The following is a 24,567-nucleotide window of genomic DNA, read 5'->3' as shown; positions in this document are numbered from 1 at the left end:
TCGTCGCCTACTTCTTTTTTCAACAGGGCTCGAGCCATCGGAGAGTCAATGGAAATATAATCGGTGCGATTGAAAATCTCATCGTAGCCCACGATTCGGAATGTCAGCGTTTTCCCGTCATCGTTTTCGACTTCTACCCAGGCACCAAAAAAGATTTTTTCTTCTTGTTCCGGGCGAAGGTCAATCACTTTGAGGGTGTCCAGGCAGCGCCTCAGGTACCTTACCCGGCGGTCAATCTCGCGGAGCCGCTTTTTATTGTACTGATAGTCCGCATTCTCGCTGCGATCACCAAGGCTGGCGGCCCAGGTAACCTTTTTGGTGACTTCCGGGCGCTCAAACCGCCAAAGCTCATCCAGCTCTTTTTGCAGGTCATCATAGCCCTGTCGTGTAACGAGTGGTGTTTTCAAGGCGGCTCCTGTGATGGGGGAAATCAGGGGTTTACTTGAGCGCTTCCAGCTTGTCGATATATTTCTGCATGGCGTCGTCTTTCGACATACCCTGGCATTTTTCCCAGGCGTCGTATTTGGCACGGCCAACAAAGTCCATCATCCCTGGACGCTTGCCCGAAACATCCCCTACGGTGCCCTGCTTGTAAAGAGCATAGAACTCCAGCTTCATTTCATTAGAGGGCTTGAAATCGCCTTCCGCATTCTGGATATCGTTGACGGCCTCGTCGAATCTGGCGTTTAGATCGCTCATAGTCGTTTCCTCCTTGGTTGTTGTGAGAGCGCGATGACACGCGTCCAAGCTTACAGGAGTATAGCCACGGAGCCGACTGCCGTCATTGGCCGATTCCCCGGTTATTCTGGCCCGGAGGACACAGGCACTTTGGCAAGCGTTTGCCCAAATCCCACATTCTGATGCTTTGCTGGCCAATTTTTGCTTGAGAAACCTGAACCATCTGTGTACAGTTTCAGCGTTGCGTTCCAGGAAGGAGCGCACCAGGGATTGAACAACTGCAAATGATTTGCACAGGGAGCAAGCCATGTCGTCCAAAGACGGTTCTGTCGCGCCGAAAGAGCGCATCAATATTAAGTATGTCCCCGCCACCGGAGATCAGCAGGCTGAAACTGAGCTGCCGCTGAAAATGTTCGTCGTGGGTGATTTCAAGGGACACGCCGAAGAAACCCCCATTGAAGAACGTAAGGCCATTTCTGTCGACAAGAACAACTTTCGTTCTGTCATGAAGGAAGCCGGTCTCACGCTTTCTACCACCGTCGCAAACCAGCTGGAAGACGCGGCCGACGAACTGCCGGTGCATCTTGAATTCCAGTCTCTGGAAGATTTCTCGCCCGACAGCATTGCCCGCCAGGTTCCCGAAATGAAGAAGCTTATTGAGCTTCGGGAAGCGCTTGTAGCGCTTAAAGGCCCGCTGGGCAACGTGCCTTCGTTCCGCTCAAAACTGCAGGAACTGCTGGATAACGACCAGGCCAGGGAAGCGTTGCTGACCGAGCTTGAACTGGCTACCGACAGCGAGTAATCAATACCGTCGCCTGAACGCGATGGCCACCACTGAATATCAATCACGTACTAAAGGGATGTGGTATGTCTGATACTACTGAGCAGCAATCTGCTGCCTCCGAATCTGTAATGGAAGGCTCGTTACTTGACCAGGTAATGGCCAACAGTCGCATGGCTCCGGCTGATGAAGGCTATGATGTTGCCCGCAAAGGCGTTGCGACGTTCATCGCGAATCTGCTGAAAAGCGAAGAGAAAGGTCAGCCAGTCAACAAGGCACTGGTCGATCAGATGGTGGTCGAACTGGATCGCAAAATCAGCGCCCAGATGGATGAAATCCTGCACGCGTCAAAACTGCAGGAGCTGGAATCTTCCTGGCGCGGTCTCAAGCTGATGGTTGACCGCACCGATTTCCGCGAGAACATTAAAGTGGATATCCTGCACGCCACCAAAACCGAACTGCTGGAAGACTTCGAATTCGCTCCGGACGTTACCCAGACCGGGTTTTACCAACACATTTATTCTACGGAATATGGTCAGTTCGGCGGCGAACCCGTAGGCGCCGTGGTGGGTAATTACTCGTTCACGCCGTCCACCCCGGACATGAAGCTGTTGCAGCATGTTTCATCGGTAGGCGCCATGGCCCATGCACCCTTCCTGTCCTCCGTTGCGCCGTCGTTTTTTGGCGTCGACAGCTACCAGGAACTGCCGGCGATCAAAGAGCTGAAAGCCGTTTTTGAAGGCCCGAAATACGCCAAATGGCGCGCGCTGCGGGAATCCGAAGATGCCCGTTACCTGGGTTTGACGTCGCCGCGCTTCCTGTTGCGGGTGCCCTACGACCCCAGCGAGAATCCGGTGCGCAGCTTCAACTACAAAGAAGACGTTTCCGGCGATCACGAGCACTACCTGTGGGGTAATACCGCGTACCTGCTCGCCACCCGGTTGACGGAAAGCTTTGCCAAGTATCGCTGGTGCCCGAACATTATCGGTCCGCAAAGCGGCGGTGCTGTCGAAGATTTGCCGGTTCACATGTTCGAATCTTTCGGCCAACTGGAAGCCAAGATCCCCACCGAAGTGTTGATCACCGATCGCCGTGAATACGAAATGGCCGACGAAGGCTTTATCTCGCTCACCATGCGCAAAGGCAGTGATAACGCAGCGTTCTTTTCTGCCAACTCCGTGCAGAAACCCAAACAGTTCCCGAGCACCAAGGAAGGCAAGGAAGCGGAGACCAACTACAAACTGGGAACCCAACTGCCTTACGTGATGATCGTTAACCGCCTCGCCCACTACATCAAGGTGTTGCAGCGGGAACAGATCGGCTCCTGGAAAGAACGTCAGGATCTGGAACGCGAACTGAACACCTGGATTCGACAGTATGTGGCAGATCAGGAGAACCCTCCCGCCGACGTACGCAGTCGCCGCCCGTTGCGCGCCGCAAAAATAACCGTATCCGATGTGGAAGGCGATCCGGGTTGGTACCAGGTGTCCCTGGCCGTGCGTCCGCACTTTAAATATATGGGAGCCAACTTCGAACTGTCGCTTGTGGGCCGTCTGGACAAGGATTAATCCGTGCTCAGTGGCGACGGACAAACCAGGGGAGGCAGCCTGTTCGAACGATTGGAGCAGGCTGCTGCTCCCGCAGGGCAAGGCATGGGCGAAGTCACTCACGTGGTGGATTCCATCAAACGCCACATGGTGCGCCTGCTCAATGCCCACCCTGGCAACAGTGCCTGCGTGCCGGAACTGGGGTTGCTCGACTTCAATGACGCGACCCTGGGCACCCATGATCTGAGTATCCAGATCCGGAGTGCGATTCGCCAGTGCATCGAAAAATACGAGCCCAGGGTCCAGCGCGTTGATGTTGTTGCGCTGCCCCAAGGCCCGGATCCATTGCAGCTGCGTTTCCAGGTAACGGTATACCTGAACAACGGCGCAAAAGACGACAAAACAACCATAGATTTATTACTGGATGACAAACGCTACTACCGAGTGATGTAGTTAAAAAGATCAGCAATAACCAAGGATGGCAGAAGACGGTGGGGATGCTTTTTTGCAGGGAAAAAAATGCCTGAGCGCAGCGAGTTGTTTTTCCCGGAAGAAAAGTATACCCACCGGCTCATACTCCCAAGGACGCAGTAGCAGTATGAAGTTAAACCGATTTTACAGAGACGAACTGAGCTTTCTGCGATTACAGGGGCGAGAGTTCGCGGAGGCCCATCCGCAACTGACGCGCTTCCTGTCTGAGCAGAGCACAGATCCGGACGTTGAGCGACTTCTGGAAGGCTTTGCGTTTCTGACCGGGAAACTTCGCGAGAAAGTTGAGGACGAGTTCCCCGAACTGACGCACTCTCTGCTCAATATGCTCTGGCCTAACTACCTTCGGCCGGTTCCCAGTTGCACCATCATGCGGTTTGATCCCCAACTGCATGCCATCAGTGAACGCCAACGGGTTGAGCGTCACACCGAGATCAAAAGCCGACCAATCGGAGACCCTACCCGACAAACTCAATGCAGGTTTCGCACCTGCCGTGTCGTTGATGTGTTTCCCATCAGCGTGGCGAATGCTCAGGCAGAACACTCCCGGGAAGTGTCATCAATGACCGTGGATCTGGCCCTGCATACCGATCAGCCACTGAGCGCTTTGGGCCTCGACACACTGCGGTTTTATCTTGGTGGCGACAACCATACGGCAGAGACGCTGTATCTTTGGCTGAACCACTATCTCAGCCGCATGGAGCTTGTGGTCGGGGAGTCGGTTTATAGCCTGCCATCCTCGCTGTTGCAACCAGTCGGATTTTCCAGTGATGAAACCATGCTGCCCTATCCCAAAAATGCCTACCCGGGGTATCGGATTCTGCAGGAATATCTCAGCTTTCCTGAGGCGTTCCGATTTGTGGACATTACTGGCCTGGGAAACCGGTTGCCGGCAATTCAGGCAGATGAAATCCGGCTAAGATTTCATTTCAGCCGGATTTTGCCGCCGGATGCGCGAGTCAGAGCTGAAAATATGCAGCTCTATTGCACGCCGGCGGTGAATCTGTTCAACCATGAGGGCGAGCCGGTCGACCTTAACGGGCGGCAAACGGAATACCGGATTCTGGCTTCAAGCCGCTCACCGGACCATTTTGAGGTGTTCAATATCGAACAGGTCGAAGGCTGGCTGGAGGGTCGCTCCGGGCGGGGTGAGCCCAGGATTTACACAGCGTTTGAAAGCTTTCAGCACGAAGTGGAGCGGGATCGCGGCCGCACAGCCCTGTATTACAGGGTGCGAGCCCGGGAAAGTGTGCGCGGCGATGGATTTGATCACTACATCGCGTTCGTTCGTGGCGACGAGTCCGAGTGTTTCGATCGTCAGGAAGCAATATCGCTGACGCTTACCTGCACCAATCGCCAACTACCCCAGCAGTTGGCGATCGGGGAGGTGTGCATGGCGACCGAGACCACGCCAGCGTTTGCATCGTTCAGCAATATCACGCGACCCACCGCAACCCTGAGACCCACCCTTGATGGCAGTCTGTTGTGGACGCTAATCTCGAATCTATCCCTGAACTATCTTTCGATGCTGGACGTGGACGCCCTGCGCACCGTATTGCGGGTGTATGACTTTCGCGCACTGGTAGACCGTCAGGCTGAGCGGGTATCCCAGAAGCGCCTTGCCGGTATCAGCGCAATCGAAACCACACCGGTAGACAGGATGATCCGCGGGCTGCCGGTTCGGGGCATTCGCTCGGTGTTAAAACTGGACCAGCAGGCCTTTGCCTCGGAAGGCGATCTATACCTGTTTGGTACGGTACTCAGCCAATTCTTCGCACTTTACGCCAGCATCAACGCATTTCACCAACTGGAAGTGGTGAATACAGACAACCAGGAACGGTACACATGGACGTTACAGCAGGGTCAGCAGCCGCTGATGTAGTCGGCCTGCAACCCGTCCTGGGCAATGCGCGGCGCTACAGTTTTTTTCAGCTTGTGGATTTGATTCACCGGCATCACGGTGATGATCTGGAGCGTGGCGAGGACGACCAGCCGCGCCGGGAGCGCATCCGGTTTTCCGCCTCGGCGGGGCTTGGGTTTCCCGGCAGTGATGTGGTGTCGGCGTTGTCCCCGGAGCACGAACACGCACCCTATCAGATGGAAGTAAGTTTTCTGGGCCTGCACGGCTCACAGTCGCCATTGCCTGGCTATTACCTTGAGGATCTGGCCTGGGAGGCCGGGCAGAATCTCGGTATTCGACGGCATTTTCTGGATTTTTTCAACCACCGGCTGGTCACCCTGTTTCATCGTTCGTGGCGAAAATACCGCTACTACGTGCGTTTTCGCCCGGGCGCGTCAGACGGCTTTTCCGATCTTATTTACGCGCTTATAGGCCTTGGCGATAGCCGGCTGCGAGACGCTACGCCGGTCAACTGGTCGAAAATGCTGGCTTACTCCGGTTTGATGGCGGGTCGGAGCCGTTCTCCGGAAGTGGTTAGCGGCATCGTGGGTCACTGTTTTGATCTGGACGATGTCAGCATTGAACAGTGGGTTCTTCGCAAGGTTGCCATTGCCGATGATCAGCAAACACGCTTGGGCCAGAGCAATGCGACGCTTGGAAACGACACGTTGGTGGGAGCGCAGATCCGTGATCGCAGCGGCAAATTTGTCCTTCGAATTCGAAATCTGAGCCGCCAGCGCTTTGCCGATTTTCTGCCCAACGGACAGGATTACCAGCGCTTACTGAAACTGGTGGAATTCGCTACTCGTGAGCAGCTGGCTTACGACCTCGAATTGCAAATGCGGGCTCAGGATATCCGCCCCATGCAACTAGGGCAGGAGGTGCGGCTTGGCTGGAACTCATTCTTGACGCCGGAAAAATCCCGGCGTCGGCCAGCGGTGCGAATTCAGATACGCCGTTAACAGGGAAAAGGAACGCAATCATGGACGAACGGCCAGTAACCAGCCTGAAGCTCACAGTCACTAACCCGGGCACCACACGAAGTGGCGCCAGTATTGAGCACAATTTCGGCCCTCAAGGAGGGTCCATTGGCACAGCCGGCAACGACACCTGGCAGTTGTCAGCGCATCGCACGGGCGCGGTTCCGTGCCACGCGGAAGTTCGGCTTTTGGAGGGTGGCTTCTGCCTGATTGATCGCAGTGGTCGAACCTACATCAACAGCGCCACCCAGCCGGTCGGCCGAGGTCGCCGCGCAAGATTGAAGGAGGGCGATACGGTCAGCATAGGTCGCTACCGCCTGAGGGCCGAGCTGTCAGCCGCGCCGGCTGATGAAGCGTGGCCATCCAGAGAACATCGTGCGGCCTCGGAAGACAGAGAGCTGGTGGATGTAGCCGAAGGCGAGTTGGCACGGGGAGCTGACGGCGCGCGCCTGCAGGTCACTGAACCGTTGGAAGGGTTGGCACCCGCGGCCACAGACATCCTCAGCGCGGATCCCATGATGCATTGGAAGAATGAACCGGCTTGCGCTGATCAGGAGGAACGCACACTGATGGCAAGCGAGCGCGAATGGTTCGCCAAGGAAACCGACGTAACGGATGAATACCGGGAAAACCGCGATGTCGCGATGGGGCTTCCGGTAGGAAAAGGAGAGAGAGACAGGATGTCGCACACCAATACCACCGCACCGGGCCGAGACTCGGGTGCGGCAAAGAGCGATCAGAGCCGCAAGCACATCAGTGCCGCCCCGCTGATGCACGGGTTGGAATCGGGGCTCACCTTTGCTGACAGCGACGATATGCAGCTGTTTCTGGAAGAGGCCGGGCAAACGCTTAAAGCGGCAATAGAAGGGTTGCTGGACCTACACCAGAATGAAGACAGTCGTCATCAGGCGCTGCGCACCCGTTTGCAACCTATCGAAGACAATCCGTTGCGCCTTGGTGGTGACTACGAAGAAACCGTTCAGACCCTGTTCGCGAGCCAGCGCAGCCCGGTGCATCTGTCGGCACCTGCCGCCGTGCAGGAAAGCCTGCAAAGCCTTAACCACCATCAGCGAGCCACCCGCGAGGCCATCAGCGAAGCGTTGGAGGCCATCCTCCACGCGTTCTCACCGGAAGCGTTGCTCCGCCGCTTTCACGGCTATCGGCGTGGCCTGCAAAAGTCTGAAGATGAAGGCCGCTGGGCCTGGGATATGTACCAGCATTATTACCGGGAATTGAAATCGAGTCGTCAGCAGGGTTTTGAACGCCTGTTTCAGGAGGTGTTTGACCAGGCTTACGACCAGCATCTGCGCCAACTACAAAGGGAGAATCTGTTGTGAAATTCTGCAAATGTGCTGTGTTGTGGAAGGTGCTGTGGAGAGCGCTGTGGACAGTGCGGTGGAGGGCGCCGACGATGGCGCTGGCCATGGTGTTTGTGCTTGCGGGATGCAGCACGCCTTACAACGCCGTTACCAAAACCGCGAAAGTGCTATGGGATCCGGATATCCCCGTGGGTTACCCGGAGGACCTTCCCAGCCGGGTGGATCTGACCATGGTTGCCGAACCAGGTGTGAATCCCAACGAATCCCTGGCGCCCACACCGATCGCCTTTCAGATTATTGAACTGCGTGACAGCTCGTTGCTGATGGCCGGCGACTTTGACCAGTTGTTGAACGAGCTGGAGGACTCATTGGGTCGGAACTACATAGATCACAATGATTACGCTCTCGTGCCCGGACAGTTCAAGTTTGTGGAATCATTCGAGATCAGCGGCGACACCCGGTTTATCGGGGTGATTGCGTTCTATGCCTATCCAAATCTGTCCCAGTGGAAAAAGGTGGTCAAGGTGGATCCTGTCGGGGGTCGCTATCATCTTCTGGTGAATCTGCGAGACAGAGAAGTACAACTCAAGCGGGCGGAAGAATCCTGATGGCGGTCACCAATCGAGTCGTCTGGAGTGATGGTCTTTTTATCAAGCCACAGCATTTCCAACAGCAGCAGCGGTATCTTGAGCACCAGATCAATGAGCGATCTCTCGCCGTGTCAGATTACCTCTATGGTTTCAGTGATCTCGAACTGAACGCCGAGTATCTGAGTTTTGGGCGTATCGGCTTGGTGCGGGCCCGCGGGCTGTTTCCCGACGGCATCCGTTTCAATTTGCCCCAGGATGACGTAATGCCGGAGCCTTTGGAGATCGCCGATGCATCCGTTGCCAACCAGATTGTGTATCTGGCCCTGCCGCTGGGCAGCAACAGTCTGATGGAGGTGGAATGGCCGGATGCGCCGGTGGCCGGGCGTTTCCGGGCTCAGAGTGCCGAAATCCGGGATTTGCACTCTATTGATGGCGATGCCCACGTCATCGACGTGGCTCAAGTTGCACCCAGGCTTATGCTGGAGCGGGATGATCGAAGCGCGTATGCCGCGTTGGCCATCGGCCGGATTCTGGAGAAGCGCCCGGATGGCAGCCTGGTAATGGATCCGAACTTCATTCCCACCATGCTAAGCGTTCGCTCGGCACTCAGATTGCAGCGCTTTGTCGGTGAAATGGCGGGCCTGATGCGCGAACGTGCCCGCAGTATTGCGGAACGTGTTGGAGCTCCGGGGCAGGGCGGTGTTGCCGATGTAGCGGATTTCATGCTGTTGCAGATGCTGAACCGGGCGCACCCCAGATTCATGCATCTGGCCCGCCTGCGGCAGTTGCATCCGGAACGTCTGTACGAAGCCTTGCTGGAACTCTGCGGTGAACTGGTGACGTTTACCGACGAAGGCCGTCTGCCCCGGGAATACCCGGCGTACGATCACGATCTGCCTGAAGACAGTTTTACACCGCTGATGCAGGTATTGCGGCAATCCCTCAGCACCGTACTGGAGCCTCGCGCTCTGGCCATTCAGTTGCAGCAGCGCCAATACGGGTTGACGGTAGCCCCGGTTCAGGACGGCCAGTTGATTCAGAGTGCCGAATTCATTCTGGCGGTCAAAGCCGATATGCCGCTGGATGATCTGCGCAAGCAGTTTACCCAACAGTGCAAAGTGGCCTCGGTGGAGAAAATCCGCGATCTCATCAGCCTGCAACTGCCGGGCATTCCACTGTCGGCCTTGCCGGTGGCGCCGCGCCAGTTGCCCTATCACGCCGGGTTTGTGTACTTTCGGCTGGACGACCAAAGCCAGGCCTGGCAAATGCTCGATAACGCCAGCGGTTTTGCTTTCCACGTCGCGGGCAGCTTCCCGGGTCTGGAAATGCAGTTCTGGGCAATCAGGAACTAAATCATGACAGATGCACCGGCAATCGATCTGCCCAACGGCAGCGGGCGTGCCAATACCCGCGAATTCAGCGACCTGTTGTTCGCCGATGAACAACCGCAAAACGGACCCGCCGGCGGTGAGTTTGGTAATGAACAGTTCCAGCTCAGGGGGCAGGAACACAATCGTCTGACCGATGCCGCCACACCTCTGCTCGGGCTGGTGATCCGGATTCGTCGGCTGGCGGATTTCGGCTCGGTTGACAGCCTCTACCGACAGGTAGTGGACGAGGTGGCCGCTATCGATCGCGAGCTGGTCGAACAGGGCTACGAGCGTCCTACGGTGGTGGCTTACCGTTATGTACTGTGTGCGTTTATTGATGAGGCGGTGTTGGGCACGGAGTGGGGTGCCCACAGTATCTGGTCTCAGCACTCGCTGTTGTCACGCTTTCACAACGAAACCTGGGGCGGTGAAAAAGTGTTCACCATCCTCGCGCGCATGGAGCGGGAGCCGGCGCGTTACAAAGACATGCTGGCATTTATCTACCTCTGCCTTTGTCTGGGCTTTGAAGGCCGTTACAAAGTGATGGAAAACGGCCGGGATGAATACGAACAGATTCTGCGAGGGTTGCACGAACAACTGCGATCACTCAGAGCAGACCAGAGCCCGGGGGCTCTTGCAGACGCACAGATCAATGTAACGCCGGCGCGTAACCGGCTGCGCAGCGGCCTGCCGCTCTGGGGTATTGCAGGGCTGTTTGTGGTGGTCATGGCGGGCATTTACAGTCTTTACAACATAGCGCTGGAAGATCGCATCAGGGATGTGCTCAGCGTACTGGAACAACTACCGAAATAGGGATATCACTGTGATTCGGGTAGAACTACCGGCGCTTATCGGGCGCCTCAATGACATTTGCCGCAACGGGCTGGAAGCCTCCGCGGCCCTCTGTATCAGCCGCCAGGGCGCAGAAATTACCCCGGCTCACATGCTGTTCAAATTGCTGGAAACGCCGTTTTGTGATGCGCGCCAGATACTGGAGCAGGCCGGAATTAACCATCAGACGTTTCAGCAGGTTGTCGGTGAAAGCCTCAACGGCGAACCGCAGACGGCAGAGGCTTATCCGTCTTTTTCACCGCTGCTGATTGATCTGCTGCAAGACGCCTGGCTGCTGGCTTCAACCGAGCTGAACCATCGTGATCTGCGCTCAGGTGCGGTATTCCTGGCGTTGCTGCTGAACGCCAACCGCTACCTGATGCCACAGGTAAGCCAGCAGCTTCGGGACATCAACCGTGAACACCTGCGCCGTCAGTTCGACGCCATGACCACGGGCTCTGCCGAGCGACCGGCCATAGAGCAAGGCGAAGCTGGCGCAAGCCGGGCCGAGACGGACATGGACCCGCTCAAGCGCTACGCAACTGATTTTACCGCTCTGGCACGGTCAGGAAAGCTGGACCCGGTGGTGTGTCGAGACGCCGAAATTGACCAGATGATTGATATCCTCTGCCGCCGACGCAAGAACAATCCCATTGTGGTGGGGGATGCCGGCGTTGGCAAAAGTGCGGTTGTGGAAGGCCTTGCCCTGCGCATCGTTACCGGCGACGTGCCAGATCGCCTGCAAAAGGTTCAACTCTGGACGCTTGATATGGGCGCACTGCAGGCCGGCGCCTCGGTAAAAGGCGAATTCGAGAAACGCCTGAAAGGCGTGATAGAAGCGGTGAAAGGCTCAGCCACGCCCATTATTCTGTTCATCGACGAAGCCCATACATTGATCGGCGCTGGCAACAGCGAAAGCGGCTCCGACGCTGCCAATTTGCTCAAGCCGGCACTGGCAAGAGGCGAGCTGCGTACCATCGCCGCCACCACCTGGCGCGAGTACAAAAAATACTTCGAAAAAGACTCGGCCCTCAGTCGCCGTTTCCAGCCGGTGGCGCTGGATGAGCCCAGCCCGGCACAGGCCGTTCACATTCTGCGCGGCCTGCGGGCCGTGTACGAAACATCCCACAAGGTGCTTATTGCGGATAGCGCCCTGAAAGCCGCTGCCGACATGTCCGCCCGCTACCTGGCCGGCCGGAAGCTCCCGGATAAGGCCATCGACGTGCTGGATACCGCCTGCGCCCGCGTGAGTCTGAACTTGAGCACGCCACCCCGCAGGCTCAGCCACGTGCACAGCGAACGACATCAACTCGCCATGGAGCAGGAACTGCTCAGCCGTGAACACACCCTCGGCCAGACCGTTGATGCCGCCCGCGAAACAGAACTGCAACAGCGCCTCGCCGAACTGAACGAGCAGGCAGCGGAACTGGAGCAAAGCTGGAACGCCCAACGGGAACTGGTCGCCCGCCTGGTAGAGATCCGGGAGCAGTTGCTTAACCCGGTCCAGAGCGAAGATACGATGGTCGAAGATGCCATGAGCGAAGGCAAAAATCTGGTAGAAGAGCTCGGTCTTGAAGAGCATCTAAACCTGCAAAACGAAGCGGCCGCCCTCGAACAGGAACTGACTCAATTACAAGGCGACGATCCGCTGGTGCACGCACGGGTAGATGCCCGCCAGATTGCCGAGGTCATCGCCGATTGGACGGGTATCCCCGTTAACCGCATGACCGCCGACGAACTACAGAAAATCACCCACCTGCCGGCCTACCTGCAAGCTCACATCAAAGGCCAGAATACCGCCATTGATTGCCTGCACCAGCACCTGCTCACCGCCCGCGCAGACCTTCGCCGCCCCGGTCGGCCCATGGGCGCATTCTTGCTGGTCGGCCCCAGCGGCGTCGGCAAAACCGAAACCGTCGTGCAGCTCGCCGAACTGCTCTACGGCGGCCGCCAGTTCCTCACCACCATCAACATGTCCGAGTATCAGGAGAAACACACCGTCTCCCGCCTGATCGGCTCACCGCCGGGCTACGTGGGCTATGGTGAAGGCGGCATCCTCACCGAAGCCATCCGCCAGAAACCCTACTCCGTCGTGCTGCTGGACGAAGTAGAAAAAGCCCATCCGGAAGTGCTCAACCTGTTTTATCAGGCCTTCGACAAAGGCGAGCTGGCAGACGGCGAAGGCCGGTTGATCGACTGCAAAAACATCGTCTTCTTCCTTACCTCCAACCTCGGCTACCAGACCATCGTCCACCACGCCGAACACCCGGAGAACTTGGAAGAAGCGCTGTATCCCGAACTTGCCGACTTCTTCAAACCGGCCCTGCTGGCCCGAATGGAAGTGGTGCCCTACCTGCCACTGGGCGAAGACACCCTCAACCGCATCGTTGGTGACAAACTGGAGCGCCTGGCCGACCAGATTCGCGATCGCTACCACACAGAAGTGGTCATGGAAGACGGCCTGGTTGAAGCCATTCGAAGCCGCGCCACCCGCAGTGAAAATGGAGCGCGGATGTTGGAATCCATCATTGAAGGAGAGCTTCTGCCTCCAATCTCATTGGCGCTACTGGAAAAGCTGGCAGCGAAGGAGCCGGTTAAGAGGGTAACTCTAGGTACATCAGAAAACAGGTTCACAGGAACAGTAGCCTGACCCTACGCAGAGTAGCGAAGTAAGCCATTTGGCTCCCGAAACTGTGCGGAGCCATGGATGGCGTAGCCAAGCGTACACGGACGTATTCACAGCGTGTTTCGGTAGCCAGATGGTTTGCTGAGCGGCCGCAGGAAGACACAGGACGGGAAAGGAAAAATGGGACAGATGCAGATGGAACTGCACACCGGCATCGAGCTTGCGGTCGCACTGACCCGGCAAACAACACTGCCGGATTTGCTGAAAACCGCCACAACACAGCTGGCAAACACCTTCGGCCTGACCCGCTGCTGGGCACTGGAACTGGATCTGAGCGGTCGCACACTGCACTGCAGCGGGCTGTCCGAACCGGGCGAATTCGACTGTGGCGACTTCAGCCACCCCTTCGCGCACCTGCTGCAAACCGGCAAAGCCCGGGAGATAACCCGCGCCGCAAGCTACCGCCTCGATCACCCGGGCTTCCAAAGCCTCATCGAAGCCAGCGACCGCCCAAAATGCCTGTGGCTCGAGCCGCTTAGAGGCGACGACGGCCGGGCCCTCGGCATACTCGTACTCTGCCGCGACGATTCCGACTGGAGCGGCATAACCGCCCAGCCGCTGTATCGCGGCCTCCTGCAACTGCTCACCCACCAATGGATATCGCAGCTGCAAAGCCGTGATCAGGTGTGGCAGCGCCGCCTGCTCAAACGCTCTCTGGACAACCTGCACGACGCAGAAACCGTTCGTAAACGCTGCGAAATACTGGCTCAAACGCTTGTAGGCTCCTCTGAGCCCATGATCAGACTGCGCGCTCAGGTTGTTCGCGCCGCCGGCAGCCAGTTGTCAGTGCTTGTTCAAGGCGAAACCGGCTGTGGCAAAGACGTGGTCGCACGGGGTATTCACGAACTTTCGGACCGCGCCGATGGCCCCATGGTGGTGGTTAACTGCGCGGCCATACCCGACAGCCTGCTGGAGAGCGAGCTTTTCGGCCACACCAAAGGCGCTTTTTCCGGCGCAGACCAGGCTAAAGAAGGACTGCTGGCACAAGCCAGCGGCGGCACGCTGTTTCTGGACGAAATTGGCGACATGCCCACCGCCTTGCAGTCCAAGCTCCTGCGCGTACTGGAAAACCGTCAGTTTCGGCCTCTTGGAGCCCGTCAGGAGCAGCATTCCGATTTCAGGCTGGTTGCGGCCACCCATCAGCCGCTCCATCAGAGCATCGAAGACGGCCGCTTCCGCCGTGATCTGTTCTATCGCCTGAGCCAGTTTCCGCTTCACGTCACGCCTCTGCGTGAGCGCCTGGACGATCTTGAATGTCTCAGTCGCCACTTCATCCGCTTTTACAAAGAGCGTGAAGGCTCCGGGCCTCTGGGTATCAGCAGTCACGCCTTGCAGGCGCTTTCGGCTTACGACTTTCCCGGCAATGCCCGAGAGCTGCGCAATATTATAGAGCTGGCCTGCCTGCAAACCCCTGCTGGAGACGACATTCAACCCGAGGTGCTCAGGCTTATGGACATGTTCTCAGCGCCCGGCAGCACGGCAAATCCTCAAACCACGCAATCGGATGCAGAGGCCTTCGCCCTGGCCGATACGGGCGATATTCGCGACCTCAAAGCCGCCGCCCAGACGTTTGAAGCCGAGGTTATCCGCGATCGCCTGCGGCAGTACGGTGGCAACCGCGCCCAGGCCGCCGAAAGTCTTGGTTTGCCAAAGCGTACGCTCGCGCACAAATGCCTGAAGTATCAGGTATCCGACGTATGAGGTACTCAAACATCATCACGCTCGTTCGCACTCTGGGGATTCTGAGCCTGTTCGCCGTATGCGGGCCTGCTCAGGCCGGATTACTGGACGATGCACGCCAGTGCACCCGCCAGGTTCAGCGTCTGGAGCGGCTTGCGTGTTTTGATGACGTTTTCAGCACGCCTCTGGCGCAGGGTGACGCCGGAGCTGTTTCAGCTGTCAGCGTGCTCGCTCAGAAGCGCTCACGTCGCTGGCGGGAGGCCTATGCACAGGCCGAAACCGAATTCGATACCGGCGGCACCACCTATCGCGACACAGGCAAGGCCGCGGGCCTCATGGTCACCGTGCCGGCGCTCGGCGCACAACCGCCCCGACCTTTACTCGCCTTGCAATGCCACAACAACATTACGGAGCTTACCCTCATGCTGCCAGAGCCCCTGGACGCGGAACGGGTAAATCTCCGGCTTGGGGCTTCTGATGCCGCGGGCCGCAGCGACTGGAGAGTGCGTGATAACGGCTACGTGCTCAGCGTCGGGCGCGGCTTGCCCGCGATTCGAGCCGTCAAGGAAATGGGGCGGGAAACCGATATTCGTGTTTACTCCGGGAATAGCCGTATCGACGGACTTTTATTCGACCTGACGGGTTTTGAACAAGCCATTCGCCCGCTCCGTGAACGTTGCGGCTGGTAGCCGGGCTGCAAAACGCAAGGACAGCAATATGCAGGTTATCGAACAGCACCCTTACGTCGAGCAGATCGTGGCGCCTCTCGAGGGCGAGTCTGCGACAGGCATCGCGTTGGGAGAAGACGCCGACCTTGGGTTTCTCGAAAACGAGGTCATGAAAGTCGGCTCGCTTGCCCACGCTGACATTGATTGGGGCAAGGTTGAAAGTGGATCCTTGAAGATACTGTCTGCCCGGAGTAAAGACCTGAAAGTTCTGGGTTTTCTCATGATTTCGTTGCAGCGAGGCGGTGACGGTGAGCGCTTTGGGCTGTCGCTTTACCTGTTGAACTGTGTGCTGGAAACCTGGTGGGAAGAGGGCTGGCCATACCCGGGTGATAAGGGAAAACGGGCGAGGAAGATGATGTTCACCCAAATGCTTCAGCGCACAGTGAAACGCGTGGCGGGTGTTGCCTTCGATGCCAGCGTCGGCGACGGCCGACGTTTTTGTCTGGCTGTGCTGGCAAAGCTCGAGACTCAGGCGCAAGAACGGGAAATGCCCTGTGATGCCTTGGCGGATGTCCGGCGCGCCGTCGAAAATCTGCCCCAGGCTCAGGACACCAGCGCCCATTCCGAACAGGGCGCGGGAGAAAACCCGGAAGGGGTTTCGGGAAAAAATTCAGCGACATCACCTGCCGGCTCCTCTGACGCCAAAAGTCACAGCGCGAAGGCAGCTTCGACAATGTCCGCCAGTCCGTCCTTCGGCGCTCTGACCTTGGACCCGAGCAATGAGCGGGCCACCCGGCAAGGTCTTTTGAAAGTGGCCGATATGCTCACTGCAACCGAACCGGAGCGACCGCTGGGCTACCAGATTCGCCGCTACGCCCTCTGGCAAAGCATCTCATCGGTGCCGCCGACACGGGATGGCAAGCGTTCCGACCTGGCGGCTGTCAGTGCCGACCGGGTAGCGGAATACCGTGATGCGTTGGAAAAATCGCCGGATCAGGTGTTGTGGCAACGCATAGAACAGAGTGTGTCGGTCAGCCCGTTCTGGCTCGATGGTCACTGGCTCAGTGCCGGCGTGGCGTCTGCTTTGGGGTGTGAAAGCTGCGCTGACGCCATTCGCACTGCAGTTGATGAACTTGTGAAAAGACTGCCTCAGTTGGCGGACATCACGTTTAACGATGGCAGCCCATTTGTGTCTGCAGAGGTACAGGAGTGGCTCTGGTCGGCGCCGTCACCAGCGCATACCGGGGGCGGGGCAAGCCCGTGGGAGCAAGCTTATGAGACAGCGCGGGAACTGGTCGCCCAGAAAGGCCTGGCGCCAGCGATGCAACTGTTGGAAGACGGGCTGGCGAGCGCCCGGGAACCGCGCGAGCAGTTCTATTGGCGGTTGGCATCGGCGCGGCTGATGAAAGAAGCCGGCCTGATAAGCCTGGCTACCCGACAGATCCAGGATCTGCAACACCAGGTCAGTGGTCTTGCAATGGAAGACTGGGAACCGGCCTTATTGAAAAAACTTGAGCGGCTGGCCTGAGGGCCTGACTAACCGATTACGGATAAACAGCAGGAATGGATACCATGTGGAGAAAAGCTTTACTCGTCGGCCGCTGGCTTGTGCCATACATTCGAAGCGCGGCACCCGTTGTCGTGGTTTTGGGCCTGATTGCGCTGGTAGTTGCCACCTGGTGGCTCGGGCCAAAATGGGAGGTGAGCGGTGAGTTCCCGCTTGCGACCTGGCAAACCCGGGCGCTGGTTACACTGGGTGTCGTTTTACTGCTTGCCACAATCTGGGGCACTTTGCTGGCCCGGCGACTGGGTAAGGTCAATGCAGAGAAAGCTGAAGAACAAAAAGAGCAGGAAGATCCGATTCTCCCCATGGAGCGCCGGCAACGGCGATTGCTGGATCGGCAGCTTGCGGTGCTGAAGAACAATTTACCCGGGCGCCGGGGCGTTTATCGCCTGCCTTGGTATTTGGTGATGGGGTTGAAGGACTCGGGAAAAACCAGCCTTATCCAGCGTTCAGGGCAGACGTATACGCTGACGAACGTTACGCGTAATAACCGTGCAGATCGCAATCCGTTCGGACTCGACTGGTGGATTGGTGATCACGGCGTGCTGATCGATCCGGACGGTGAACTGCTGAGCCAGAACCAGGATGCCGGAGGAGAAATACCGCAGCGATTGTGGGGACACTTCATCCAATGGCTTGAGCGCAATCGCCCGCAACGCCCGCTCAATGGCGTTATCCTGGCGGTGGATCTGGCGCAACTGAGTACCGCTAGCGACGAGCAGCGGGAGGCTCACGCCATTTTGCTGCGAACACGCCTCCGGGAGTTGATGGAACAGATAGGCTCGCGCCTACCCGTGTATGTATCTTTCACCAAAATGGATTTGTTGTACGGCTTCGGCCCGTTTGTTCGAACCCTCAGCAAGCATGAGAAAGAACAGGCTTTGGGGTTTACCTTCAGGCTGGAAGGTCAGTTGGATAACGACGACTGGCTGAATGAATTCGCAGAACGCTTCAGCGACATGATCACTCAGTTGAATGAGCGTTTGCCCGACGTGCTTGCGAACACCCGGGATGCGGAAGACAGGGCCGCCGCCTACTCGTTCACCCGGCAATTGGCCGGCATGAAGCCCGTACTGGAAACGTTTCTGACCAGTCTGTTGTCGGCGGACGCCTTCTCGACGCCGGCACTTGTCCGGGGTGCTTACTTTACGTCGGTTGTGCAAGAGGGCGTGCCGGAGGATGCGTTTGTGTCCGCCGCCGCAAGGCATTATCAGGTGTCCGGCCCGATTCAACCTGCTCAGCGGACGGGTCAGTCTGCAAGCCTCTTTACCCAATCGCTTTTCCCCGGGGTTATCTATCCCGAGGCCGGACTTGCCGGCGACAACCGACGGGTTGTGCGGGGTCGCCAGCGCCGCGTTGCCGTAGCCGTCGTTGTCGCGGTTTGCGCGGGCGCTGGCATGACCGCAGGCTGGCAGCATTATTTCATCAAGAACGCCGAGGCGGCCGCATCGGTCGAGACGCGGGTGCAGAGCTTTGTCGACAACTGGCAACCCGTGGGCTACGAGCCGGATACCACCGGTCGTAATCTGCTGAAACCGCTGGATCAGTTGCGCCAGGCAACACTGGCGTTCGGGGACCACCGCAAAAAGTGGCCACTGATCCGTGACATGGGCCTGTACCAGGGCAATAAGGTAGGGCGGGAAGTAGAAGCCTCCTATCTCGATATGCTGGCTTACCAATACCTGCCTGCGCTTATGTTTGGCGTGATGGGCGAAATGAGCCGGGCAACGGACGACAGCGCAGAGCGCCTCGAACACCTGCGTGTGTTACGAATGCTTTATGACGCGAGCGGTCGCCGCAGCGATATTGTAACCACCTACATGAGCGACTACTGGCAACGCGCATTCCCGGGCCGGCGAGACGTTCAGCAAAGACTGATGGCGCATCTCGATTATGCCATGGCTTACACCGATCTGGCTGAGCAAGCCCGCAACGGCAATGCCACCGCAAACATGACGCTTGCGCCTTTCAAAAGCAGCGTACAGTGGTCGCAGCGGGAATTGGGGCGGATATCGACGCCAGACCGTGTGTACCGGAATCTGGAAGTCGAGGCCGGCCGTGAATTCCGTGAGTCAACCGATTTGGCCCGCACATCCGGCCCCGCTTTCAGCAACGTATTCATGCGTGTAGACGAATATGGCGAACCGGCTGAAAACCTCTCGGACGAGTCGCCAAAACAGCCGCTGGAATCGGCTCCGAATCCTCTGAGAATCCCGGCTCTGCTGACCCGGGACGGTTTGGAAAAATGGTTCCTGCGTAAATCCGGCTCGGTGACTGAGCTTGCGCTGATAGACGCCTGGGTGCTGGGCCGCCGTGACAACGTAGACTTCAGTAAAGCCGACGAAGCAGAGCTGCAGGCCGGCTTGCAGAATCTCTACGCTGAACACTATGCCAACGCCTGGCGCACCGCGCTCAGCCGCGTCGATATTCAGCCCTTTGAGGACTTGAACCACGGGGTTCGCATACTGGAAAGCCTTACCGGCGGCCACGAACCGCTGGCCCAGCTGCTGGGTCAGGTGCGCAGGAATACGCTTCTGATACCTGCCGCTGAAGGAGGGAGTGCGGCCGCGAGGGAGCTGCTTGAGCAGTCGGCTCACTTTCGCATGTTGCAGAACATCGAACGCCAGTTCACCAACCTGAACCAGCTCACCCGCAAAAACGGGGATCAGCCCAGCGGGCTTGAACAGATTATGGTGGTGGTGAACGATCTGCACGAATACATGCGCACTATCCAGGAGGCGCCGGACACGGGCAAGGCCGCCCTCAATGCCGCTCGCGCCAGAATGGGTTTGCAGGGTGCAGACCCGATTTTTACGTTGCAGCGAATGGCGGGGAACCAGCCCGAGCCGATCAACCGGCTGCTAAGCCGATTAGCCACGGAAAGCTGGCGTGTGCTGCTGGATCAGGCGGTGGCGCAACTTGAGCGCGAGTGGTATCGCGAGGTCTATCAACCGTTTCAACAAAACCTGGCCAGACTCTATCCGTTTAACGCCGGCGCCGGTCGTGATCTCGCCCTGCAGGATTTCGAGCGATTTTTTGCCCCGGATGGCGTATTGAACACGTTCTATAAGGAAAATCTGAAGCTGTTCCTGGAGGATCATCCAGAGCAGGTGGGGGATGCCAGCCGGGCCGGACTGGTGCGCAGAGATGTGCTGGCCTCTCTGGAAAAAGCTGACCAAATCCGCAGCGCCTATTTTACGCGCAGCGGCACACTGGATGTGGAGTTTGCTCTGGAGCCGTTAAACCTGTCTTCGAACAAGCGTCGCAGCGTTGTAAATCTGGACGGCCAACTGGTGGAGTTCAGTCATGGCCCACGCCAGAGCATTCCTCTGGTATGGCCCAATACGCTCAGGGATACGGTGGAAAGCCGGATTACCCTGGTGCCGGTACAGGTCAACCGATCACCGCGCAGCCTTTCTGAAAGTGGCCCGTGGGCGCTGTTCCGGCTTTTGGATAAAGCCGACATAACCGGCGTCAGCAACAGTGCGGTGGATGTCCGATTTCAGGTTGATGACGGCGAAATGCGTTACCGTCTGCACGCCGCCAGCAACACCAACCCGTTCACGCAGCAGTTGTTATCGGGATATCAAATACCCCGCAGTCTGTACTGAGCGTTGAGCAGGATGGACAGGGTTAAGGGAACCGGAATATGAGGACCAGGCGTGAGCTTATTGCCCTCAGGCGTTGGTGGCCGGCGTTATTGCTGGCTCTGGTGTGCGCGACACGGCCGGGCTATGCCAACCCGCCGCCGGTGCCTGTTGCCAACACGTACCACAAAGGGGTGGCACTCGAGGATTACTGGGTTAGCGAGAAGTTTGACGGTGTCAGGGCTTACTGGGATGGACGGACGTTGATATCCCGAAACGGCAACGTTTATAGAGCGCCGGATTGGTTTGTGGCAGACTTTCCGGACGTTCCTCTTGATGGCGAGCTGTGGATGGGACGACAACGCTTTGCTGAGCTTTCCGGTGCTGTGCGCAAGCGGATTCCAGTAGACCGTGAGTGGCGAAACATACGCTATCGTGTTTTCGATTTACCCGGCCCTGGGCCTTTTCAAGAGCGTTACCAAAAGCTGAAGGCGCAGGTAAAAAAAGCGGATTCCCATTACCTTGAACTGGTAAACCAGACGCCGGTTTTGACCCACGCGGCCTTGATGAACCGGCTGGACGCGGTTGTTGCCGGGGGTGGCGAAGGAGTGATGCTAAAACGTCGTGAAAGCCAATATGAAGCGGGCCGCTCTGACGACCTCCTGAAGGTAAAAACGTTTGAAGACGCCGAGGCCATAGTGATCAAGCACATAGCCGGAAACGGGCGTTTGCAAGGCATGATGGGGGCATTATTGGTGGAGTTGCCAGGTGGCCGCCGCTTTCGCATTGGCACCGGGTTCAGTGACGAATTGCGTGCCGTGCCCCCAGCGTTGGGGGCACGCATAACCTTCAAATACTATGGCTTCACGGCAACCGGCCTGCCGCGTTTCGCCAGTTTCCTGCGAGTGCGTGACGACGAACCGGATTAGCACGCGCCTGTGTTCGGCTGCCGTTGCACTGGCTTGTTACTGCTGCTTGTAGCGATTTTCGATTCGCTCAAGCTCCCCAGCCTCTCGGGCTTGGTCCAGAGCCTTCTGAATATCGGCGACAATGGCAGGGTCGGTGTTGTTGCTAAACGCCAGGTACATGGGTGTTTCACGGAACACCAGCACGGGTTTCAGGCCGGTAATGCCGTGCTCTTCCTTGGCGACCAGCGGGCCAACCAGCCCATCTGTTACCCACAAATCGGCCTGGCCCAACATCAGGCGCCTCGTATTCACGTCGCCGGAAACGCCTGTGGTGACATTGAAGCCATTGGCAACCAGATAGTCAGTCATCACATCGCCCTTGTAACCGGCGATCTGAAGATCTTTTGCGTCTTCAAGGGTGTTCAGTCGAATATCCGAATCCGGAGCGGCGAAAAGCGTCCATTTGATAGACGCCAAAGGTCCGACCCACTGGAACTGGTCCTCACGCTCCGCGGTTCTTGCGGTGCAGAAAAGGCCGTGATTCTCTCGATCCTGAACCCAATTGTAGGCATAACTCCACGCCCGCATCTTCATGACGTAATCGTAATCCACGCGCTTGAGAGCGGCTTTAACCATATCGGTGCAGATACCCGTGATATCGTTTTCATTATGTGCAAAAGACTGGCCGGAAACGGAATCGTTATAGGGCGGATATTTCTCGGTAAAGATGTACAAGCGATCGGACGCAAAGGCAGACGCCGCAACGCCGGCCAGTACTAGCGACAACAAGCCGGTTTTTACAATGTTCAAAATAGTCACAGTGGGTGGAGCCGACATTTTAGGCATTTGTGATTCCCCATTAATGGTTCTTACGCGCTGTTTACAAGGCTTTATAATTTTTTTGAGGTCGTATCATCGCGCGTTCGCAATTAAAAGTCAGTGACAATTCGTAGCCGGGTTTCGAAGGGTATATCCGGTATGTGCTAGAGTAAGTTATGGATGACACGTCGGGTTCGAACAACCGGCCTGCCCGGATCCATTGTCGAATGAAAATCAGACACGAATCAGGAGACAGCTCATGGAAAAGCAAGCAGCACGCGATGATTATGGCCACGTGAAAGAGGATCTTCAGCTTCTGCGTGAAGATCTCGCAGCCCTGACCAAATCGGTTGCGGATGGACAAAAATCCAACGCCAATAATCTTAAAGATGAAATCAGCCGAGAGGCCCACGCCGTATTTGACAACCTGCGTAAACGCGGCGATGCAGCGCTTACCCGGGCGACAAAAGCCGGTTCGCAAACGGTAGACAACGTAGAGGGCAAGATTGGGGAGCGGCCGTTCCTCAGCATCATCCTTATGTTTCTGGCCGGTATCATTGTAGGCAAAATGCTTGATCGCTGATGTTACCTGACTCTGCAACTATCCAGAGCACCATTCGCAAGGCTGTCGCCGCAGTAACCGCGGTGGTGCTTTTGATAGTGCTGCTCACTGCGCTGTTGGTCACCGGCTTTTACCTGCTGGTGAGCGCAGCCGCCCTGGCTCTGACGCCCCTGGTGGGCGAGCCCGGAGCCATGGCCATCACGGGGCTTGCATGCTTGTGTTTGCTGGCCCTGTTTTTTTACCGGATGACGCGTCCTGCCAAAGCACTTCGTGATTCGGACGGCACAGAGACTAAATCAGATTCAACGTCACCCATTGCCACGTTGCGTTCTCTGATTACCCGTAACCCGCTTGAAGCGGCTGCGCTGGCCTTTGCTGCAGGGGTGGCAGAACAAAGCGATCCTCGATTGAAAAACCTGCTTTACCAAGGCGGCACGATACTGATGCGGCAAGCCGCCTCCACCGCGCCAAAATCCGATGAGGCGGACCAAAGCGCTGTCTCTTCAGAGGATAAAGTGCCCGCAGAATAACCCTTCAAATTTCTCGATGGCGTCTGTAACCCTCACGGGGTTCTAGGCTGTCGCATCGCTCGCTCCGCATTTTATTTTCCAACTATCTGATTATAAGGAGATTTTCAGGGCGGTTAAGGAATCATGAAGAAATTTTAGTCTGGTTGTAACCCACATTTCAGTGCAGCGCTAATAAAGTAGATCCACGTTTGTCGGGAACGATTAATGAATACAGGAAACTGCCCGCAAACCCATTGACGAATGGATTTCCAATTAGCGAGGAAGAAGCACTATGAACCCTAAAACTCGTATTGCATTGGCCACTGCTTTGTCTGCCAGCGTATTCGCGGCGCCCGTAGCGTTTGCCCAAAGCTCAAATGACCGCGATTCTTCAGGCCCCTACATCAAAGGCAGCTACGGCGGTTATAAGGCGCACGGTGGAGATTTCGATGATTCGAATGATCTTTACGGTGCGGGTGTGGGTTATCAATTCAACGAGTTCTTTGCGCTGGAAGCTGCCTACATTGATTTTGGCAACTTCGGTAAAGACGACGTGGACGGCAAGCTTAAAGGCGGATCGCTCGTGGCGATTGGCCGCTTGCCGTTAACCGACAGTTTTGGTGTTTATGCGAAAGCCGGTGCCTTCGCCGCCGCACTCGACGTAGACGCATTTGACGAGAGCGAAACCTATGACGACATTAGCCCCGTGATCGGTGCGGGCGTCGACTTTCGCATTACGGAGCGCCTGACCACGTTCTTGGAATACAACCGTTATAACGTCGACATTGATGAAAGCGACTTCAATGGTCAGTTGAATAACAACGGCCCGGACTTTGACACCGCGCAGGTTGGCCTCAAGTTCCAGTTCTGAACATCGGTGGTATGACTCAGGATATAAACCTCTAATATAAAACCCGAAAAAGGTGCAGAGACTCGGTCTTTGCACCTTTTTTTTGGTGCGCCAGGCATGGCGCGCAGCGCCTTGATGGCGCTATTCCCTGAGCTGTGGTGGCAATGGGATGACTTGGCGGTGCAAGTCCGCTACCGACCCGGCAAGGGGAACGGTTAGCCGAACGGCAAGGGTGTCCACCGCGAGGTG

At 57.1% G+C, this 24,567-nt stretch carries 21 protein-coding genes; 18 read left to right on the top strand and 3 right to left on the bottom strand.

Annotated elements, in window-relative coordinates; genetic code table 11:
• Together greB and ENI00_RS14245 are read right to left on the bottom strand one after the other, a co-directional pair.
• Positions 1-407, bottom strand: a 407-nt coding sequence (gene greB, locus ENI00_RS14250; protein ID WP_304103791.1) for a transcription elongation factor GreB, incomplete at its 3' end; no start/stop codon positions are given.
• Between the two features lie 31 nt (positions 408-438).
• Positions 439-699 carry an acyl-CoA-binding protein gene (locus ENI00_RS14245; protein ID WP_304103788.1) on the bottom strand — a complete coding sequence of 87 codons (261 nt, stop codon included), beginning with the start codon at positions 697-699 and terminating at the stop codon, positions 439-441.
• A gap of 286 nt (positions 700-985) precedes the next feature.
• On the opposite strand from ENI00_RS14245, the gene tssB reads away from it, so the two are divergent.
• The 15 genes from tssB (at position 986) to ENI00_RS14170 (ending at position 21,599) form a co-directional block, all read left to right on the top strand.
• Entirely contained in the window at positions 986-1,480 is a 495-nt protein-coding gene (gene tssB / locus ENI00_RS14240) for a type VI secretion system contractile sheath small subunit (protein WP_304103785.1), read from the top strand.
• Positions 1,481-1,545: 65 nt separating this feature from the next.
• Positions 1,546-3,027 (top strand): type VI secretion system contractile sheath large subunit, encoded by a 1,482-nt coding sequence (gene tssC / locus ENI00_RS14235; RefSeq protein WP_304103782.1) that lies wholly within the window; start codon positions 1,546-1,548, stop codon positions 3,025-3,027.
• Positions 3,028-3,030: 3 nt separating this feature from the next.
• Positions 3,031-3,459: a type VI secretion system baseplate subunit TssE gene (gene tssE, locus ENI00_RS14230; RefSeq protein ID WP_304103779.1), complete on the top strand. Its 429-nt coding sequence runs from the start codon at positions 3,031-3,033 to the stop codon at positions 3,457-3,459.
• A 145-nt stretch (positions 3,460-3,604) separates the two neighbouring features.
• Positions 3,605-5,377: a type VI secretion system baseplate subunit TssF gene (gene tssF / locus ENI00_RS14225; protein ID WP_304103776.1), complete on the top strand. Its 1,773-nt coding sequence runs from the start codon at positions 3,605-3,607 to the stop codon at positions 5,375-5,377.
• On the top strand, positions 5,341-6,357 hold the full coding sequence (tssG, locus tag ENI00_RS14220; RefSeq protein ID WP_304103773.1) for a type VI secretion system baseplate subunit TssG: 1,017 nt from the start codon (positions 5,341-5,343) through the stop codon (positions 6,355-6,357). The genes tssF and tssG overlap by 37 nt, the downstream gene beginning before the upstream one ends.
• Before the next feature lie 20 nt (positions 6,358-6,377).
• Positions 6,378-7,712: a type VI secretion system-associated FHA domain protein TagH gene (gene tagH, locus ENI00_RS14215; RefSeq protein ID WP_304103769.1), complete on the top strand. Its 1,335-nt coding sequence runs from the start codon at positions 6,378-6,380 to the stop codon at positions 7,710-7,712.
• A gap of 74 nt (positions 7,713-7,786) precedes the next feature.
• A complete protein-coding gene (gene tssJ, locus ENI00_RS14210) occupies positions 7,787-8,302 on the top strand; it encodes a type VI secretion system lipoprotein TssJ (RefSeq protein WP_304103766.1) in 516 nt (171 codons plus the stop codon).
• Positions 8,302-9,636, top strand: coding sequence for a type VI secretion system baseplate subunit TssK (gene tssK, locus ENI00_RS14205; protein ID WP_304103763.1), 1,335 nt, complete (start codon positions 8,302-8,304; stop codon positions 9,634-9,636). The genes tssJ and tssK overlap by 1 nt, the downstream gene beginning before the upstream one ends.
• Positions 9,637-9,639: 3 nt before the next feature.
• A complete protein-coding gene (gene icmH / locus ENI00_RS14200; RefSeq protein ID WP_304103760.1) occupies positions 9,640-10,467 on the top strand; it encodes a type IVB secretion system protein IcmH/DotU in 828 nt (275 codons plus the stop codon).
• A 10-nt stretch (positions 10,468-10,477) separates the two neighbouring features.
• Complete coding sequence (gene tssH / locus ENI00_RS14195) at positions 10,478-13,135, top strand: type VI secretion system ATPase TssH (RefSeq protein WP_304103757.1); 2,658 nt, start codon at positions 10,478-10,480, stop codon at positions 13,133-13,135.
• 165 nt (positions 13,136-13,300) lie between these two features.
• Complete coding sequence (locus ENI00_RS14190; RefSeq protein ID WP_304103794.1) at positions 13,301-14,872, top strand: sigma-54 interaction domain-containing protein; 1,572 nt, start codon at positions 13,301-13,303, stop codon at positions 14,870-14,872.
• Positions 14,869-15,540 (top strand): type VI secretion system-associated protein VasI, encoded by a 672-nt coding sequence (vasI, locus tag ENI00_RS14185; protein ID WP_304103753.1) that lies wholly within the window; start codon positions 14,869-14,871, stop codon positions 15,538-15,540. The genes ENI00_RS14190 and vasI overlap by 4 nt, the downstream gene beginning before the upstream one ends.
• Before the next feature lie 28 nt (positions 15,541-15,568).
• Positions 15,569-17,047 (top strand): type VI secretion system protein TssA, encoded by a 1,479-nt coding sequence (gene tssA, locus ENI00_RS14180; protein WP_304103749.1) that lies wholly within the window; start codon positions 15,569-15,571, stop codon positions 17,045-17,047.
• Positions 17,048-17,082: 35 nt separating this feature from the next.
• Positions 17,083-20,694, top strand: coding sequence for a type VI secretion system membrane subunit TssM (gene tssM / locus ENI00_RS14175; protein ID WP_304103746.1), 3,612 nt, complete (start codon positions 17,083-17,085; stop codon positions 20,692-20,694).
• Positions 20,695-20,732: 38 nt separating this feature from the next.
• On the top strand, positions 20,733-21,599 hold the full coding sequence (locus ENI00_RS14170) for a DNA ligase (protein ID WP_304103743.1): 867 nt from the start codon (positions 20,733-20,735) through the stop codon (positions 21,597-21,599).
• Between the two features lie 36 nt (positions 21,600-21,635).
• Here ENI00_RS14170 and ENI00_RS14165 read toward each other — a convergent pair whose 3' ends face one another.
• Complete coding sequence (locus ENI00_RS14165) at positions 21,636-22,424, bottom strand: substrate-binding periplasmic protein (RefSeq protein WP_304103740.1); 789 nt, start codon at positions 22,422-22,424, stop codon at positions 21,636-21,638.
• A 232-nt stretch (positions 22,425-22,656) separates the two neighbouring features.
• Between ENI00_RS14165 and ENI00_RS14160 the strand changes: the two genes are divergently transcribed.
• The 3 genes from ENI00_RS14160 (at position 22,657) to ENI00_RS14150 (ending at position 24,339) form a co-directional block, all read left to right on the top strand.
• Entirely contained in the window at positions 22,657-22,980 is a 324-nt protein-coding gene (locus tag ENI00_RS14160) for a hypothetical protein (RefSeq protein WP_304103738.1), read from the top strand.
• A complete protein-coding gene (locus tag ENI00_RS14155) occupies positions 22,980-23,489 on the top strand; it encodes a hypothetical protein (RefSeq protein WP_304103735.1) in 510 nt (169 codons plus the stop codon). Before ENI00_RS14160 ends, ENI00_RS14155 begins: the two co-directional genes overlap by 1 nt.
• Positions 23,490-23,760: 271 nt before the next feature.
• Positions 23,761-24,339 carry a porin family protein gene (locus ENI00_RS14150; protein ID WP_304103732.1) on the top strand — a complete coding sequence of 193 codons (579 nt, stop codon included), beginning with the start codon at positions 23,761-23,763 and terminating at the stop codon, positions 24,337-24,339.
• The last annotated feature ends 228 nt before the right edge of the window (positions 24,340-24,567 follow it).

The organism is Marinobacter antarcticus, from assembly GCF_011049865.1.
Taxonomy (GTDB): Bacteria; Pseudomonadota; Gammaproteobacteria; order Pseudomonadales; family Oleiphilaceae; genus Marinobacter; species Marinobacter antarcticus_A.
This window is presented reverse-complemented; position numbering and strand designations above follow the sequence as displayed.

Excerpts from the sequence above, each read along its gene's own strand:
- ENI00_RS14150 (WP_304103732.1), top strand. The coding sequence starts at position 23,761 with ATGAACCCTAAAACTCGTATTGCATTGGCCACTGCTTTGTCTGCCAGC.
- tssC (WP_304103782.1), top strand. The coding sequence starts at position 1,546 with ATGTCTGATACTACTGAGCAGCAATCTGCTGCCTCCGAATCTGTAATG.
- tssG (WP_304103773.1), top strand. The coding sequence starts at position 5,341 with ATGGACGTTACAGCAGGGTCAGCAGCCGCTGATGTAGTCGGCCTGCAA.
- ENI00_RS14155 (WP_304103735.1), top strand. The coding sequence starts at position 22,980 with ATGTTACCTGACTCTGCAACTATCCAGAGCACCATTCGCAAGGCTGTC.
- tssB (WP_304103785.1), top strand. The coding sequence starts at position 986 with ATGTCGTCCAAAGACGGTTCTGTCGCGCCGAAAGAGCGCATCAATATT.
- ENI00_RS14170 (WP_304103743.1), top strand. The coding sequence starts at position 20,733 with ATGAGGACCAGGCGTGAGCTTATTGCCCTCAGGCGTTGGTGGCCGGCG.
- tssM (WP_304103746.1), top strand. The coding sequence starts at position 17,083 with ATGGATACCATGTGGAGAAAAGCTTTACTCGTCGGCCGCTGGCTTGTG.
- tagH (WP_304103769.1), top strand. The coding sequence starts at position 6,378 with ATGGACGAACGGCCAGTAACCAGCCTGAAGCTCACAGTCACTAACCCG.
- icmH (WP_304103760.1), top strand. The coding sequence starts at position 9,640 with ATGACAGATGCACCGGCAATCGATCTGCCCAACGGCAGCGGGCGTGCC.
- ENI00_RS14245 (WP_304103788.1), bottom strand. The coding sequence starts at position 699 with ATGAGCGATCTAAACGCCAGATTCGACGAGGCCGTCAACGATATCCAG.
- tssF (WP_304103776.1), top strand. The coding sequence starts at position 3,605 with ATGAAGTTAAACCGATTTTACAGAGACGAACTGAGCTTTCTGCGATTA.
- ENI00_RS14165 (WP_304103740.1), bottom strand. The coding sequence starts at position 22,424 with ATGCCTAAAATGTCGGCTCCACCCACTGTGACTATTTTGAACATTGTA.
- ENI00_RS14190 (WP_304103794.1), top strand. The coding sequence starts at position 13,301 with ATGCAGATGGAACTGCACACCGGCATCGAGCTTGCGGTCGCACTGACC.
- tssK (WP_304103763.1), top strand. The coding sequence starts at position 8,302 with ATGGCGGTCACCAATCGAGTCGTCTGGAGTGATGGTCTTTTTATCAAG.
- ENI00_RS14160 (WP_304103738.1), top strand. The coding sequence starts at position 22,657 with ATGGAAAAGCAAGCAGCACGCGATGATTATGGCCACGTGAAAGAGGAT.
- tssJ (WP_304103766.1), top strand. The coding sequence starts at position 7,787 with ATGGCGCTGGCCATGGTGTTTGTGCTTGCGGGATGCAGCACGCCTTAC.
- tssA (WP_304103749.1), top strand. The coding sequence starts at position 15,569 with ATGCAGGTTATCGAACAGCACCCTTACGTCGAGCAGATCGTGGCGCCT.
- vasI (WP_304103753.1), top strand. The coding sequence starts at position 14,869 with ATGAGGTACTCAAACATCATCACGCTCGTTCGCACTCTGGGGATTCTG.